12 protein-coding genes are annotated in these 14,700 nt (G+C 61.5%); all 12 read left to right on the top strand.

Going from position 1 to position 14,700, the window contains the following annotated elements; genetic code table 11:
- The first annotated feature begins 9 nt into the window (after nt 1-9).
- The 12 genes from RCH91_RS03615 to leuS all read left to right on the top strand — a co-directional run bounded on the left by RCH91_RS03615 (nt 10) and on the right by leuS (nt 14,689).
- Nucleotides 10-2,073 (top strand): chemotaxis protein CheA, encoded by a 2,064-nt coding sequence (locus RCH91_RS03615; RefSeq protein WP_306533179.1) that lies wholly within the window; start codon nt 10-12, stop codon nt 2,071-2,073.
- Nucleotides 2,074-2,877 (top strand): ExeA family protein, encoded by an 804-nt coding sequence (locus RCH91_RS03610; RefSeq protein ID WP_306533178.1) that lies wholly within the window; start codon nt 2,074-2,076, stop codon nt 2,875-2,877.
- Nucleotides 2,878-2,895: 18 nt separating this feature from the next.
- Nucleotides 2,896-3,621 (top strand): chemotaxis protein CheW, encoded by a 726-nt coding sequence (locus RCH91_RS03605; RefSeq protein ID WP_306533177.1) that lies wholly within the window; start codon nt 2,896-2,898, stop codon nt 3,619-3,621.
- Between the two features lie 43 nt (nt 3,622-3,664).
- Nucleotides 3,665-4,036: a response regulator transcription factor gene (locus tag RCH91_RS03600; protein WP_306533176.1), complete on the top strand. Its 372-nt coding sequence runs from the start codon at nt 3,665-3,667 to the stop codon at nt 4,034-4,036.
- A 49-nt stretch (nt 4,037-4,085) separates the two neighbouring features.
- Nucleotides 4,086-4,580 (top strand): chemotaxis protein CheW, encoded by a 495-nt coding sequence (locus tag RCH91_RS03595; protein ID WP_306533249.1) that lies wholly within the window; start codon nt 4,086-4,088, stop codon nt 4,578-4,580.
- A gap of 87 nt (nt 4,581-4,667) precedes the next feature.
- A complete protein-coding gene (locus tag RCH91_RS03590; RefSeq protein WP_306533175.1) occupies nt 4,668-6,668 on the top strand; it encodes a HEAT repeat domain-containing protein in 2,001 nt (666 codons plus the stop codon).
- A complete protein-coding gene (locus RCH91_RS03585; RefSeq protein ID WP_306533174.1) occupies nt 6,668-7,543 on the top strand; it encodes a protein-glutamate O-methyltransferase CheR in 876 nt (291 codons plus the stop codon). Before RCH91_RS03590 ends, RCH91_RS03585 begins: the two co-directional genes overlap by 1 nt.
- Nucleotides 7,540-8,625, top strand: coding sequence for a chemotaxis response regulator protein-glutamate methylesterase (locus tag RCH91_RS03580; RefSeq protein WP_306533173.1), 1,086 nt, complete (start codon nt 7,540-7,542; stop codon nt 8,623-8,625). The genes RCH91_RS03585 and RCH91_RS03580 overlap by 4 nt, the downstream gene beginning before the upstream one ends.
- Nucleotides 8,626-8,672: 47 nt before the next feature.
- Nucleotides 8,673-9,506 carry a GAF domain-containing protein gene (locus tag RCH91_RS03575; protein WP_306533172.1) on the top strand — a complete coding sequence of 278 codons (834 nt, stop codon included), beginning with the start codon at nt 8,673-8,675 and terminating at the stop codon, nt 9,504-9,506.
- Nucleotides 9,507-9,531: 25 nt separating this feature from the next.
- Complete coding sequence (locus RCH91_RS03570; protein ID WP_306533171.1) at nt 9,532-9,909, top strand: response regulator; 378 nt, start codon at nt 9,532-9,534, stop codon at nt 9,907-9,909.
- Nucleotides 9,910-9,958: 49 nt separating this feature from the next.
- The gene (locus tag RCH91_RS03565) at nt 9,959-12,088 is read left to right on the top strand and encodes a cytochrome c3 family protein (protein ID WP_306533170.1); all 2,130 of its coding nucleotides are present in this window, start codon (nt 9,959-9,961) and stop codon (nt 12,086-12,088) included.
- A gap of 126 nt (nt 12,089-12,214) precedes the next feature.
- Nucleotides 12,215-14,689 carry a leucine--tRNA ligase gene (gene leuS / locus RCH91_RS03560; RefSeq protein WP_306533169.1) on the top strand — a complete coding sequence of 825 codons (2,475 nt, stop codon included), beginning with the start codon at nt 12,215-12,217 and terminating at the stop codon, nt 14,687-14,689.
- The last annotated feature ends 11 nt before the right edge of the window (nt 14,690-14,700 follow it).

Below are 14,700 nucleotides of genomic sequence, written 5' to 3'. Positions count from 1 at the left end.
GGGTGACCCATGGCAAACTCCCATGATACGTCCGGCAGGGCCGTGGAAGACTTTCTGGCCGAAGCCGAAGAGATTGTCGAACGACTGAGCACCGATCTGGGGACCCTCAGCGACTGCGCCGACAGCGGCGAGTGCGACCCGGATCTGCTAAACGCCATTTTCCGTGGCGCCCACTCCCTCAAGGGGCTTGCCGGCATGTTCGGTTTTACCGACATCCAGCAACTCTCCCACAACCTGGAAAACCTTCTCGATTCCCTCCGCCTCGGCAAGATCCCCCTCACTATCGCAACCATGAACGTCCTCTTCGATGCCATGGAACTCCTCGGTTCCGTGGTGCGGGGGCTCGGCACCGGCGAAACCTTCGCCACTGCCATTGCCGATATGATTCAGCGGATCAACGACTGCGCCACCGCCCAGCAGGGGGACGGGGAATCGCCCCTTCAGAAGCTCGGTCTGCCGGACAAGGTTCTCAATTCCCTCACCGAATATGAGGAACACCGGCTCGTGGAGAATGTGAAGAAGGGGCGGACGATTTTCTCCATCCACGCCTCCTTCAGTCTCATGTCCTTCGACCAGGACCTGGGTGAGATCATCGAGGCCCTGAAGAAATCAGGGGAGGTGGTGAGCACCCTCCCCAGCGCCAGCGTTACCCCCGAGTCGATGATCGACTTCGAGATCCTCTATGGCACCGACCTTGCCTATGACGAGGTTGCCGGTCTCATCGACCGGGAGAATGTCGAGATCACCCGGATCGGTGCGGCTGCCGCCGCTCCCCCTTCTGCCGCGACATCCGGTACTGCAACGGCTGTCCCTGCGATATCGCAGGCGGCGGCTCCGGCCGAGGTCCCCGCACCGACCGGCCAAGCTGACGACATGACCGCCAAGAGCATGAGCCAAACAGTGCGGGTCGACATCGGCAAGCTGGACGACCTCATGAACATCGTCGGTGAACTGGTCCTTTCCCAGTCCATCATTTCGACGCTGGCGACACGCATGAGGCTCGAAGGATTCTCATCCCTGGCCATCGAACTGGGCAAGGCGGCCAAGGGGCTCGACCGCAAGCTCACCGAGTTGCAGAAGGGGGTCATGGAGATCAGGATGATCCCGGTGGGGCAGCTCTTCGAGAAGATGGCCCGCATCGTCCGGAAGGTTTCCCGGGAACAGGGGAAAAAGGTCGACCTCAAGACCTTCGGCGCCGACACGGAGCTGGACAAGCTCATCATCGAGGATATCGCCGATCCCATGGTCCATATCATCCGCAACGCCATCGACCACGGCCTGGAGCCTACGGAAGAGCGGGTGGCCGCCGGCAAGCCCGAGCGGGGGACCATCAGGCTCTCTTCCTATCAGAAGGGAAACCACGTCGTCATTGAGGTGTCCGACGACGGCCGGGGCTTCAATATAGAAAAGGTCAAGAAGAAGGCCCTCGAAAAGGGGCTCATCAAGACCCTTGAGGGGATATCCGACCGGGATGCCCTCGACTTTATCTTTCTTCCCGGCTTTTCCACCGCCGACGCGGTGAGCGAGCTGTCGGGCCGCGGCGTCGGTATGGACGTGGTGAAGAACAACATCGCCGCTGTCTCGGGGATGGTGGACATCGAGAGCACGTTCGGCAAGGGGAGCAAGGTCATCATCACCCTCCCCATAACGCTGGCCATCATCAAGGCGCTGCTGGTTTCCACCGCCGGGCGTACCTATGCCATCCCGATCACCTCGGTGCTGGAGACGATCATCGTCACCGAAAACGACATCGACACCGTGGAGCGCAAGGAGGTCTACCAGCTCCGGGAGACGACCCTGCCGCTGGTGCGGCTGGAGCGCTTCTTCGGCATTCCGCGGACCAAGCCTGATTCCGCCGAGTTTTACGTGGTGGTGGTGGGGGTGGCGGAGAAACGGCTCGGGGTCATTGTCGACGACCTCATGGGGCAGCAGGATATCGTTATCAAGGCATTGGGCGATATGTTCAAGGGGTACCGGGGGATAACCGGTGCCGCGGATCTGGGGGACCAGCGGACGATCCTCGTGCTTGACGTGGGGGGGATCATCGGCGAGGCATTCCGGAGTGGAGGGTAGATGTACCGGGAGTTCTACGGACTGAACGAAAAGCCGTTCTCAAAGACTCCGGACCCGCGCTACCTCTTTCTGTCGCCGGGGCACCGGGAGGCCCTTGCACGCTTGCAGTACGCAGTGGAGGAGCGGGAGCTGGCCCTTCTCACCGGCGACATCGGCTGCGGCAAAACCACCATCTCCCGGGCGCTCATGGATGCCGTGGGCTATGAGGGGTGCTTCTGCTTCATCGTCAATCCGCGCCTCTCGGCCGTTGAGTTTCTCCGCACCGTGGCCCGCAGCCTCGGGATTGCCGAGCCGGGCGGAGCCAAGGACGAGCTGCTGCGGCAGCTCACCGAGGCGGTCTACCGGCTCGAGGGGGAGAAGCGCTGCCCGGTCATCGTCATTGACGAAGCACAGCTGATCCCCGACCAGGAGGTGTTCGACGAGATCAGGCTCCTGACCAATTTCCAGCTGGACGACCGCAACCTCATGAGCGTCATCCTCATGGGGCAGCCGGAGTTGCGGCAGATCCTGGCCGATCCGGCCCATGAAGCCCTGCGCCAGCGGATCGCCATGCATTATCACCTCCAGCCCCTGACCCTTGAGGAAACCCTTGAATACATTGATTTTCGGGTGGAGGTGGCCGGCGGACCCCAGGGACTCTTCTCTCCTGATGCCATCCGGCGCATTTTCGAGCTGTCGGGCGGTGTGCCGCGCAAGATCAATATCCTTGCCACCAACGCGCTGCTGGTGGGGTTTGGGAAGGACGCCTCCTGGATCGACGCGTCGCTGGTGGAAGAACTGCGGGACGAAGCGAGCCTCTACTGAGACAAAGGATCGACGACCATGATGGATATTGCCGAGATCAGGAAAAAGGCCCAGCGGGAGCGGGAAGGGCGCCGCGAAGAGCCACGGGCGGCACAGCCCCTTCCCGATTCCCCCTCCATGGAGCCGGAGGAGAACGATAACAGTCTCTACGACGAGTTCTTCCCCCGGCACGAGATGGTTTCATCCCCCCACCTCCCCGCGGCGCCGCGTGTGGTCCGCGACCCTCTGTCCGTCATTCTTGAAGGACGGAAGGCGGCTTTGGTTGATGAGGTCCTCCCTGTCGAGACCGATGCCGAAGTCTCCCTTGAAACCGTAGCCGCCCTTGAGATTCTCTGCTTCCGGGTCGCCGATGAGATTTACGGCATCGACATCATGGAGCTGAAGGAAATCATCAAGCCCCGGGAGACGACGGAGGTTCCCCATGCGCCCCCCTTCGTGGCCGGAGTTCTGTCGCTGCGCGGGATCATCATCCCCGTTTTTCTCCTCCGCGAGCGCCTTGGTCTTTGCAGGGAAGGGGGGGGAGGGAAAGAGCGCATCATCGTCGTGAAGAAGGGAGAGGGGCTCTGTGGTATCCTTGTGGACGAGGTGACCCAGGTGGTACGGATCGCCGCCGACACCGTGGAGCATCCGCCCGCGGTACTCGATGGCATAGATCGTGAATTTGTTGCGGGTATCGGGCGGCACGACGGAAAGATCGTCATTCTGCTTACGATGGAGAAGGTTCTCGACGTTGCGCTGTTCTGAGGTAGTCTCCGCTGAAGACACCATTCGTGAAAGGTTCCAGGCCATGACGAAGAAAAAGATCCTGATTGTGGAGGACGAGGAGAGCCTGCTCAAGCTGGAGAGTATTCTCCTTACATCCAGGGGGTATGACGTTACTGGCGTTGCCGACGGTGCGACTGCCCTCGAGCAGGTTGTCTCGGCCAGGCCCGATCTGGTTATTCTCGATATCATGCTTCCGGGCATGGATGGCTTTGAGGTCTGTCGACGCATCAAACAGAATCCCGAAACGGCCCATATCCCGGTCATGATGCTGACAGCCAAGAAAAGTGCCCAGGACACGGAACGGGGGATGGCAGCCGGCGCGTCGGCTTACGTGACAAAGCCGTTCAAGTCGGCAAAGATTATCGAGATCATCCAGGAACTCCTCTCCCCGTGACGGGCGAGAAACCAGCACCAGACGCGCCACTCGCTGCCCCAGGGGGATGATGGTGGAAACCGACATTCAGGAAATACAGCTTGCCTGTTTCCGTCTGGGCGATGCAACCTTCGCCGCGGACATCATGAGGATCAAGGAGATAATCAAGCCCCAGCGGCTGACCAGGCTCCCCAAGACCCCTGCCTTCGTGGAAGGGGTCATCAACCTCCGCGGTTCGGTTATTCCGGTGATCGACCTGCGCATGCGGTTCGACCTCCCGGACCGTGCTCCGCTGGAGGAGTCCCGGCTCCTGGTGGTGGCCGTGGCGCGCCAGCTCGTGGGACTCGTGGTGGACGACGTGACCGAGGTTGTCACGGTCCATGCCCATGACATCAAGCCTCCCCCCCACGTGGCCGAGGGGATAAGCACCGAGTACCTGATTGGCGTCTGCCTCGTCCGCGACAGCCTCATCATGCTTCTCAATCTCGACACTATTCTGACCAGCCGCGAGACATCGACGCTCGCAGGCTTCTCCCGGGTGACGGGCGCCGCTCCGGCCCGGTAACGCCGTGGGAGGATTCACCTCTCGTGCCCCGGCCCGTGTCGAATGACATGTCGGGAGCTTAACCCCTGCATTGTAAGGAGACCGTCCGTGGACGATCTTGAAACCATAGGGAAAAAACTGAATGCCCCTGACGAGGAAGAGCGCCGCCTGGCGGTGATCGGCCTTGCCCGCCACCCCCTTGGAAAAACCCGTGAACTCTTCTTTACCGCCATGGGGGACGGGAGTTGGCGGGTGCGCAAGGAGGCGGTAAACACACTCCTCTCCATCTCGCTGGATGACGCTTCGGTGGACGGGCTCATCGGGCTCCTTGCCTCCTCCGAAAACGCGGGTCTGCGCAACTCGGCGGTGGAGGCCCTGGAGCGCCTGGAGTCCCGGGGGGTGCCGCTCCTCCTTGGGCGTCTCAGGGACCCGGACCAGGACGTGCGCAAGTTCGTGGCGGACATCCTCGGCAACATCGGCGACCGCTCAGCCATTCCGGCCCTCGTGGAAGCACTGCGGGACCCCGACGCCAATGTCTCCGCCGCGGCTGCCGAGAACCTCGGCAAGATCGGCGATCCCCGGGCGGTCGCGGCCCTGGTTGAGGCTTTGGGAACGGGCGACGTCTGGTTCCGTTATTCGGTTCTCGGTGCCTTGACCCGGATCGGCGAGCCGGTTCCCTTTGCGGTCTTTGCTCCCCTTGTGTCCGATGTTCTCCTGAAGCGTCCCGTATTCGAATGCCTGGGCGCGGTGGGAGACCGCGATGCGGTGGCGGTGCTTATGCAGGGAGTCCAGGACCGGGTCCGGGCTGTCCGGGAAGCAGCGGCCTGTGCTCTGGTGTGTCTCCGGGGGAGGCTCCCCGCCGTGTACGCCCGGGAGGTGGATGACCTGCTCGCGGGGCTCAGGGGGAAGCCGTGCGTGGAGGAACTCATCGCTTCCCTCGATACCACGGAGCGACCGGTGAGGGAGGCCATCGTGGGGCTCCTTGCCCTGATCGGCGACGAGCGCGCGGCCCTGCCGCTCCTGGAGGGGTGTCGCGACGAGCGGCTGCGGCGCCTCTGTCTCCAGGGGGTCCGGTCCATGGGCGAAGGGGGAATGACTGCACTTCTCGCGGCCTTCTCCGACGCTGACGATGAGGAAAAAACCTTTATCATACACCTTTGGGGTGAGATGGGTTTTGGCGGGGCGGCGCCATACCTTGGCGCGGCCATGGCGAGCAGCCGTTACACAGTTCGCCGTGCCGCAGTGGTGGCAGCCGGCAAGATCGGCCTGACCGGGCTTCTGGATCAGATCGGCGCGCTGCTCGACGACAGCGACCCTGACGTACGCGAGGGGGCCGTCGATGCCCTCGTGCGACTTGCCCCCACCGGCCGTGAGAAGGTGGCTGCCGTTGCGCGGATGCTCGCCGCCTCGCCGTCTCCCGATGGCAGACGCGATGCCGCACGGCTCTATGCGGCTCTCTCTGATCCGGAGCGCCTCGCCCTTATGGTGAAGGATGAGAGCGCGCTTGTGAGACGAAGTGCCGTGGCCGCTCTGGCAGGGCTGCGACTTCCCGAGTGCCTCGGAAATCTGGCCATGGCACTGGTGGATGAGGACCCCGATGTACGGATCGCCGCAGCCACGGGAATCGGCGAGATACAAGGCGAGGGGGGGGTGGAACCCCTCGTTCTCTCGCTCAATGACGAAGACCCGTGGGTCCGGTGCGCTGCCCTCAGGAGTCTTGGCAAGATCGGCGGGGAAAGGGTGCTTGATGCCATCGAGGATCTGTTGGGCAAGGCCGATGGGGTTGTCTTGATCACCGCTCTCGAAACGCTCGCGGGTTTTGGGGGCGACCGGGCATTGCTGCTTGTGCGAAGGGGACTTGAGAGCGACGACGAGGAGGTGGTCAAGGGGGCCATCGACATCCTCTCCCACAGCGGCTCCGCCTGGATCGGCGAGTACCGGGAACGGCTTCTCCGGCACCCCCACTGGGACGTGCGATGTACCACTGTCCGTGCCATGGCGCATCTTCTCGGTGAAGAAGCGGCTGTGCACCTGCGCAAGGCCCTCGAAACCGAGCAGGACGAGCTGGTGCGGGGTGAAATTCGGGATCTTCTCGGAAGGTGGCAGTAATGTTCGGTGTGGAGCCCGAAATACCGCTGTCCGATGAGGAGTTCCGTCTGATACGGGACCTCATCTACAGCCATTGTGGCCTCTACTTTGACAGCGATGCCACCTATCTCCTGGAAAAGCGTCTCGCCAAGCGGCTTCAGCTTCACCAGCTCTCGGGCTTCAAGGACTATTACCACTTCCTCAAGTACAACCGGAAGAAGGACCAGGAACTTTCGGATATCATGGATATCCTTACCACCAACGAGACCTACTTCTTCCGTGAAGCATTCCAGCTCAAGGCATTCACCGAGGAAATCATACCCTCTCTACGCGAGATGAAGCTGAAAAGCGGCGACCGGACCCTCCGCATCTGGAGCGCCGGCTGCTCCAGCGGCGAAGAACCCTACACCATTGCCATGCTGCTGCTGGACATGGGTGGTTTTGCCGGCTGGAACGTGGAGATCGTCGGCACCGACATCAGTCAGCGGGTTATCCAGCAGGCCCGCAAGGGTCTCTACGGCAAGTCTTCCTTCCGGGTGACCGACGACAGCTACATCCGTCGCTACTTCACCGAGCAGGACGGCATGTACCGGGTGAACGACAAGGTGCGGGAACTGGTCACCATCAGTCACCTGAACCTGCTCGACGCGAACCGCATCGCGTTCTTGGGACGCATGGATGTCATCTACTGCCGCAATGTCATCATCTACTTCGACCAGGTTGCCCGGCGGAAGGTCATTGATTCCTTTTTCCGGACCCTTCGCGACGGGGGGTACCTGCTTCTGGGACACTCCGAGTCGCTCATGAATATTTCCACGGCATTCACTCTCAAGCATCTTAAGAACGACATGGTTTACCAGAAACCCCTCTCCGGCAGGGTGGGAGGTGGGCCGTGAGGAAGATCAGGGTTGTCGTCATCGACGATTCCGCATTCAACCGGCGGGCCATCATCAGGATGCTCGAAGGGATGCCCGAGGTGGAGGTGGTGGGGTATGCCACCGACGGCGAGGAGGGGATCAGGAAGATCATCGATCTGAAGCCCGACCTGGTGACCCTGGACCTTGAGATGCCGAAGATGGACGGTTTCACCCTCCTGCGCATTATCATGGGGTACTGTCCGACGCCGGTCATCGTCATCAGTGCCAAGAGCGAAGGAGAGAAGGTTTTCAGGGCCCTGGAGCTGGGGGCGGTCGATTTCGTCGCCAAGCCGACCCAGGGGATTTCCGAGGAACTCCTTTCCATCAGCGGCGACATCCAGCAGAAGGTGCGTGGCGTTTTTTCCCTGAACATGGCGGAGATCGTCCGCCGGGAGAAGGGGGCATCTCTGGCGCCCCGCCCCGTTGAGGTAACGAAACCCGCTGCGGCGCCGGCACGCGTAATTTCGTGCCGACTGGATGTGGTGGCCATCGGTTCCTCCACCGGCGGACCGCCCGCTCTCCAGCGGATCCTCTCCTCCTTCCGGGAAGCTCTTCCCCTGGCCGTTGTGATTTCCCAGCACATGCCGGCCGGCTTTACGCGGACCTTTGCCGAGCGTCTCAACCGGCTCTCCGTTTTCGAGGTCAAGGAGGCATCGGACGGCGACCCGGTGAGGCCGGGGAGGGTGCTGATCGCCCCCGGTGGTCATAACATGGTGTTCGAGAGGCGCAATGACTCCATCGTTACGCGGATTCTGAAGCCGGCTGCCGAGGACCGCTACACCCCTTCGGTTGATGCCATGCTCGCCTCCTGTGCCGATGTATTTGGTCCGCGAACCCTGGGGGTGGTGCTTACCGGCATGGGGAACGACGGAAGCCGGGGAGTGAGGGCCGTCAAGGGAGTGGGGGGGCAGGTCCTTGCCGAGGCTGAGGATTCTGCCGTAGTCTTCGGCATGCCGAAGGAGGCGATTGCCACGGGGGTGGTTGACAAGATTGTCCCCCTCGATCGTATGGCGCGGGAAATCCGCCTGCGCTGCGGAGTTGCCACCGACCTTGAATATTAGAAACAGACACGCCGCTCCATGGGTGGACGGCGCCGGGAGCCAGTCATATGTCGATGGACGACAAGGTCGATGATAAAGGGATTCAGGTGCGGGCCGACGAATTCCTCCAGATGTTCAAGAAGGGGGCGGAATTCACTCAGGATCTCCTCAAGGAGAACGAACGGCTCCGCTACCGGATTTTCCAGCTGGAGGAGGAGCTTCGCGAAGGCGGCTTCTTGTCCTCCCTTTCCGAGGAGAACCGGCAGCTTGTCGCCCGCATCGAGGAGCTGGAGCGGGAGAAGGACGAGATCCTCGGCCGCATCCGGCACATCGAGGCAGAGAACAACGACTTCGCCACCCGCTACGTGGAGATTGAGGAAGAGAACAACAATCTCGCCAACCTCTACATTGCCAGCTACCAACTGCACTCTATTCTGGACTTCGATGATGTTCTCAAGGTCATCACCGAGATCATCATCAACCTGATCGGGGCCGAGGAATTCGCCGTCATGCTCACCGACGAGAAGACCGGCCTGCTGGGTGCCGCGGCCTCCGAGGGGGTTCCCCTCCATGAGTTGCCGAAGGTCCGGCCCGGAGAGGGGACAATCGGCACCATCGCCAGCACCGGAGAAAGTTTTTTTTTCGAGGACCCGGCGGGATACGTGCGTGATCTGCGGAACCCCATGGTCTGCATACCTCTCAAGATCAAGGAGCATGTGATCGGAGTCATCGTCATCTACAAACTTTTGGTCCAGAAGAAGGCCTTTGCGCCGGTGGACTACGAGCTGTTCACGCTCCTTGCCGGTCACGCGGCAACCGCCATTTTCAGCTCCAGGCTCTACTCGGATTCGGAGCGCAAGCTCTCAACCATGCAAGGGTTCATCAATCTGCTGACGAAGTAGCTTCCTGCACCGGAGGTCCATGACCATGGCCGATAAGAAAATTCTTATCGTCGAAGATTCGCCCACCATGCGGCAGCTCATCGCCTTCACCCTGCGGCGGCTTCCCAATGTTGCACTGGTGGAGGCGTCCGACGGTGTCGACGCACTGAGAAAGCTCGGCGGCGAGATGTTCGATCTGATCTTTACCGATATCAATATGCCGATCATGGATGGTCTGAAGCTCGTGAGCCTTGTCCGCAACGACCCCGCGTTCAGGCACATTCCCATCGTCATCATCACCACCGAGGGGGCGGCCGAGGATCGGCAGCGGGGCCTTGCACTCGGGGCCAACGACTACCTCACGAAACCGATTCAGGCCGGTAAAATTCTTGCCGTGGCAAGGGAATTGCTTGAAATCCCCTAGTCCGTCCCCAACGGAAACATTCTCATTGTTGACATTTCCCGGAGTTCCCGTGAAACGCTTGCTCATCCCCGCCATGCTGCTCCTCTTCCTGCCGGTGCTCCTCTTTGCCCGGGATTACCGGGTGGTTACCTATAAAACAGAAACCGCCGGCACCATTGACTTCAACCACCCCGTCCACCTGAAGGCACTGGGGAACAACTGCACCCTCTGCCACAATACCCTGTTCGCGATCGGCACCAAGGCGGCACCGGTCACCATGAAGGAGATGGAGGGTGGCAAGTCGTGCGGCGCATGCCATACCGGGAAACGGGCTTTTGCCCTCGCCGAGTGCACCCGCTGCCACGTCACGAAGGAGGTGCCGGTCGACATCCCCAATTTCGGCGCCGTGGTTTTCAGCCATAAATTCCACCTGGGTCTCGGCGCCTACGGCTGCGCCGACTGTCACAACGCCCTCTTTGGGGCGCGCACCGACAACCCCCACGTCACCATGAAGGAGATGGAGCAGGGGAGATCGTGCGGCGCCTGCCACGACGGGAATACCGCTTTCAGCGCTAAAGGTGACTGCACCAAGTGTCACACGGTCCGGGACATCCCCTTCGCCGCCGACGCCACCTTCAGCCATACCGCTCACCTGGGGTTCGGCCATGTCTGCGGCGACTGTCACAGCAGGCTTTTTGTGGCCGGGCCCAAAAGCAAGCGCTACACCATGCAGGAGATGGAGGCCCAGCAGTCGTGCGGCGGTTGCCACAACGGCAGCACAGCCTTTTCGGTCAAAGGAGACTGCGGCCGGTGTCACACGGCCGTCAAGGAGGTCACGTTCGAGAAAAGCGAGGCCTTGTTCAGCCACAAGATCCATACCGCTCTTTTGGCGTGCGGCAGCTGCCACAGCGGCATCTTTGTGGGCGGAGTCAACAGCCGGCGCTACACCATGGCCGAGATGGAGAAGGGGCTCTCCTGCGGGGTCTGCCACGAGGACAAGACCGTGTTCGGTGTTCGCGGCAACTGTGACCGATGCCACGTAAAGACGAAGGATGTCAGTTTCAAGACGGGAGCTGCGGGCATAGTAATCTTCAGCCACGGTTCCCACAAGCAGATGTACGGCTGCGGCGACTGCCACAACGGCATCTTTACCGCCGGTGCCGAGCGCAAGAGCTTCACCATGGCCCAGATGGGGCAGGGGAAGTCGTGCGGCGCCTGCCACGATGGCAAGACCGCCTTTGCCGCCACCGCCGCCGCCAACTGCGGCACCTGCCATCCCTTGCGGGATGTGATGCTTCCCCACGATGCCCGCTTTCCCCACGTGAAGCACCTGGAATCCCTGACCTGCAGTGACTGCCACAATGGGCTCTTCCTCCCCGGTCTGGGCAATCGGCGCTGGACCATGGCCCAGATGGAGCAGGGGAACTCATGCGGTGCCTGTCATGACGGTTCGAGCGCTTTCACCGTCAAGGGGTCGTGCGGCCGATGCCACACATCGACCGCCGAAGTGGCGATTCCGGTTCCCCAGACGGGCGTAACCCGCTTCAGCCATACGTTTCACACCGGCCTGCATGCCTGCAGCGATTGCCACAACGGGATCTTCGGCGCCGGCGCGTCGGCCAGGCGCCACACCATGGCCGACATGGAGAAAGGCGGCTCGTGCGGCGCCTGCCACGACGGCAAGAGCGCCTTTGCCGTGAAGGAAAACTGCACCAAGTGCCACCCGGTGAAGGAGATCGCTTTCAAGGAATCTGGCGCGCGCTTCAGTCATACCTTCCATCTCAATGCCTATGGCTGCACCGACTGCCACGATGCCCTCTTCAAGCCGAGTGCCGACAACCGTCGCTGGACCATGGATGAGATGGGACGGGGGAACTCCTGTGGGGCGTGCCATGAGGGTAAAAGCGCCTTCAGCGTTGCCGGCGACTGCGAGAAGTGCCATCCGGCGACCAAGGGGGTCAAGTACGAACTCCCCGGCGATGTAGGGAGTGTCCTCTTCAGCCACAAGGCCCACTCCGCCAAGGGATACGGTTGCGTCGACTGCCACAGCAAGATCATTGTGGCCGGTGCCGTGAGGAAGTCCCACACCATGAAAGAGATGGAACAGGGGAAATCATGCGGCGCCTGCCACGGCTTCAGCATGGCCTTCAGCGTCAAGGATCCCATCCACTGTGACAAGTGTCACCAGAGGCTTTACTGATACGGCTCTGACCCCTTTCCCACCCCCCGCCGGCCCTGTGAACATATTTGCATGGCCGGCGTTTTTGTGCTAATAACAAACCCTTAGTTTTGATCCCCTTGACCCACCAGCCGGAGGTAGCACGCCGTGGAAGAGAAATACATCCCCCGAAACGTCGAAGAGAAGTGGCAGAAAATCTGGGAGGAGAACAAGACCTACAAGGTCACCGAAGACCCTGCCAAGCCCAAGTACTACCTCCTTGAGATGTTTCCCTATCCGTCGGGCCGCATCCACATGGGGCACGTGCGCAACTACTCCATCGGCGACGTGGTGGGACGTTTCAAGCGACTGCGCGGTTTCAACGTGCTCCACCCCATGGGGTGGGACGCATTCGGCATGCCGGCCGAGAACGCCGCCATCCAGAACAAGAGTCATCCGGCCAAGTGGACCTACGAAAACATCGCCTACATGCGGAGCCAGCTCAAGAAGATGGGGCTCTCCTACGACTGGGACCGGGAACTGGCCACCTGCGACGTGGAGTACTACAAGTGGGAGCAGAAGATGTTCCTGGAGATGTACGAGAAGGGGCTCGCCTACAAGAAGACCTCCTATGTCAACTGGTGCCCTAAGTGCGAAACGGTTCTCGCCAACGAGCAGGTGGAGGACGGGGCCTGCTGGCGCTGCGACAGTGAGGTGAAGCAGAAGGAGCTGGAGCAGTGGTTCTTCCGGATCACCGACTACGCCGAGGAACTTCTGGAGAACACAGGGAACCTCCCCGGCTGGCCCGAACGGGTGCTGACCATGCAGCGCAACTGGATCGGCAAGAGCTTCGGCTGCGAGATCGACTTTCCTGTGGAGGGACACCTCTCGAAGGTCAGGGTCTTCACCACCCGCCAGGATACCCTCTATGGCGCCACCTTCATGTCTTTGGCCCCTGAGCACCCCATGGCCCTGGAGCTGACCACGCCCGACCGTCTGGCCGAGGTTGAGGCCTTTATCGACACGGTCAAGAAGACAGACAAAATCAGGCGGACCGCCGAGGATTTCGAGAAGGAAGGGGTTTTCACCGGCTCATACTGCATCAACCCGGTGACCAACCGCCGGATGCCGGTCTACCTCGCCAACTTCGTCCTCCTGGACTACGGCACCGGCGCGGTCATGGCCGTGCCGACCCATGACCAGCGCGACTTCGAGTTCGCGAAAAAATACGACCTGCCGCTCCAGGTAGTCATCCAGCCGGAAGGGGAGACCCTCGATCCCGCCGCCATGACCGCCGCCTACACCGAAGTGGGAACCATGGCCAACTCGGGTCCCTTTGACGGGCTGCGGAGCGACGAGGCCAAGGAAAAGATCGCCGACTACCTGGCACAGGAGGGGATCGGCACAAAGACCGTGAACTTCCGGCTGCGGGACTGGGGCATCTCCCGCCAGCGCTACTGGGGGAACCCAATCCCGGTCATCTACTGTGACATTTGCGGCGTGGTGCCGGTGCCGGAAAAGAACCTGCCGGTGGTGCTCCCCATGGACGTGGAGTTCACGGGCGAGGGGGGGAGCCCCCTCAAAAAGCTCGATTCCTTCGTGAATGTCCCCTGTCCCCAGTGCGGCCAGATGGCCTGCCGGGAGACTGATACCATGGACACCTTCGTCCAGTCCTCCTGGTACTTCCTCCGCTACTGCTCTCCCGACTTCGCCTCCGGTCCCATCGACAAGGCCCGGGCAGCGTACTGGATGTCGGTGGACCAGTATATCGGCGGCATCGAGCACGCGGTGCTCCACCTCCTCTACGCCCGCTTCTTCACCAAGGCCTTGCGGGATATGGGGTATGTGACCGTGGACGAGCCGTTCACGAACCTCCTTACCCAGGGGATGGTTATCAAGGATGGCGCCAAGATGAGCAAGTCCAAGGGGAACGTGGTCGATCCCGACGCCCTTATCAACCGGTACGGGGCCGACACGGCGCGGCTTTTCTCTCTCTTCGCGGCGCCACCGGAGAAGGACCTGGACTGGAGTGATCAGGGGGTCGAGGGAAGCTTCCGTTTCCTTAACCGGGTCTGGCGCCTGGTCTGCGACCTGCAGCCCTTCGTCGGCAAGGTCGGCGCCGTGGATGCTACCTCCCTCTCCGACGAGGCCCGGGTACTTCGTCGCACCGTCCACAAGACGATCCGCAAGGTGACCGACGACATCGACGAGCGTTTTCACTTCAACACCGCCATCGCAGCGATCATGGAGCTCGTGAACGCCATCTACGCCTTTGAACCGAAGAACGCGCCGGGAAACGGTCCGGTCCTCACGGAGGCCATCGAGAGCGTCGTTCTTATGCTCTCTCCCTTCGTTCCCCATGTGGCGGAAGAGCTCTGGGAGTCACTTGGTCACAAGGGGGGTGTGGAGGCGGCCGGCTGGCCCTCCTTTGATCCGGCAGCCGCCGTGGACGAAGAGTTCCTCATCGTTGTCCAGGTGAACGGCAAGCTCCGTGGCAAGGTGACAATCGCCGTCGATGCCACTGAAGAGCAGGTCAAGGCCGCCGCCTTTGCCGACGAGAAGGTGAAGCCGTGGCTTGAAGGGAAGCAGCTCCGGAAGGCGATCTACGTTCCGGGAAAGCTTCTCAACATCGTGGTGGGGTGACGGGCAGATGC

The organism is Geobacter sp., assembly GCF_030834625.1.
Classification (GTDB): Bacteria; Desulfobacterota; Desulfuromonadia; order Geobacterales; family Geobacteraceae; genus Geobacter.
This window is presented reverse-complemented; position numbering and strand designations above follow the sequence as displayed.

What these genes read in the sequence shown, in the direction of transcription:
- RCH91_RS03615 (WP_306533179.1), top strand. Translation starts at nt 10, where the DNA reads ATGGCAAACTCCCATGATACGTCCGGCAGGGCCGTGGAAGACTTTCTG.
- RCH91_RS03610 (WP_306533178.1), top strand. Translation starts at nt 2,074, where the DNA reads ATGTACCGGGAGTTCTACGGACTGAACGAAAAGCCGTTCTCAAAGACT.
- RCH91_RS03605 (WP_306533177.1), top strand. Translation starts at nt 2,896, where the DNA reads ATGATGGATATTGCCGAGATCAGGAAAAAGGCCCAGCGGGAGCGGGAA.
- RCH91_RS03600 (WP_306533176.1), top strand. Translation starts at nt 3,665, where the DNA reads ATGACGAAGAAAAAGATCCTGATTGTGGAGGACGAGGAGAGCCTGCTC.
- RCH91_RS03595 (WP_306533249.1), top strand. Translation starts at nt 4,086, where the DNA reads ATGGTGGAAACCGACATTCAGGAAATACAGCTTGCCTGTTTCCGTCTG.
- RCH91_RS03585 (WP_306533174.1), top strand. Translation starts at nt 6,668, where the DNA reads ATGTTCGGTGTGGAGCCCGAAATACCGCTGTCCGATGAGGAGTTCCGT.
- RCH91_RS03575 (WP_306533172.1), top strand. Translation starts at nt 8,673, where the DNA reads ATGTCGATGGACGACAAGGTCGATGATAAAGGGATTCAGGTGCGGGCC.
- RCH91_RS03570 (WP_306533171.1), top strand. Translation starts at nt 9,532, where the DNA reads ATGGCCGATAAGAAAATTCTTATCGTCGAAGATTCGCCCACCATGCGG.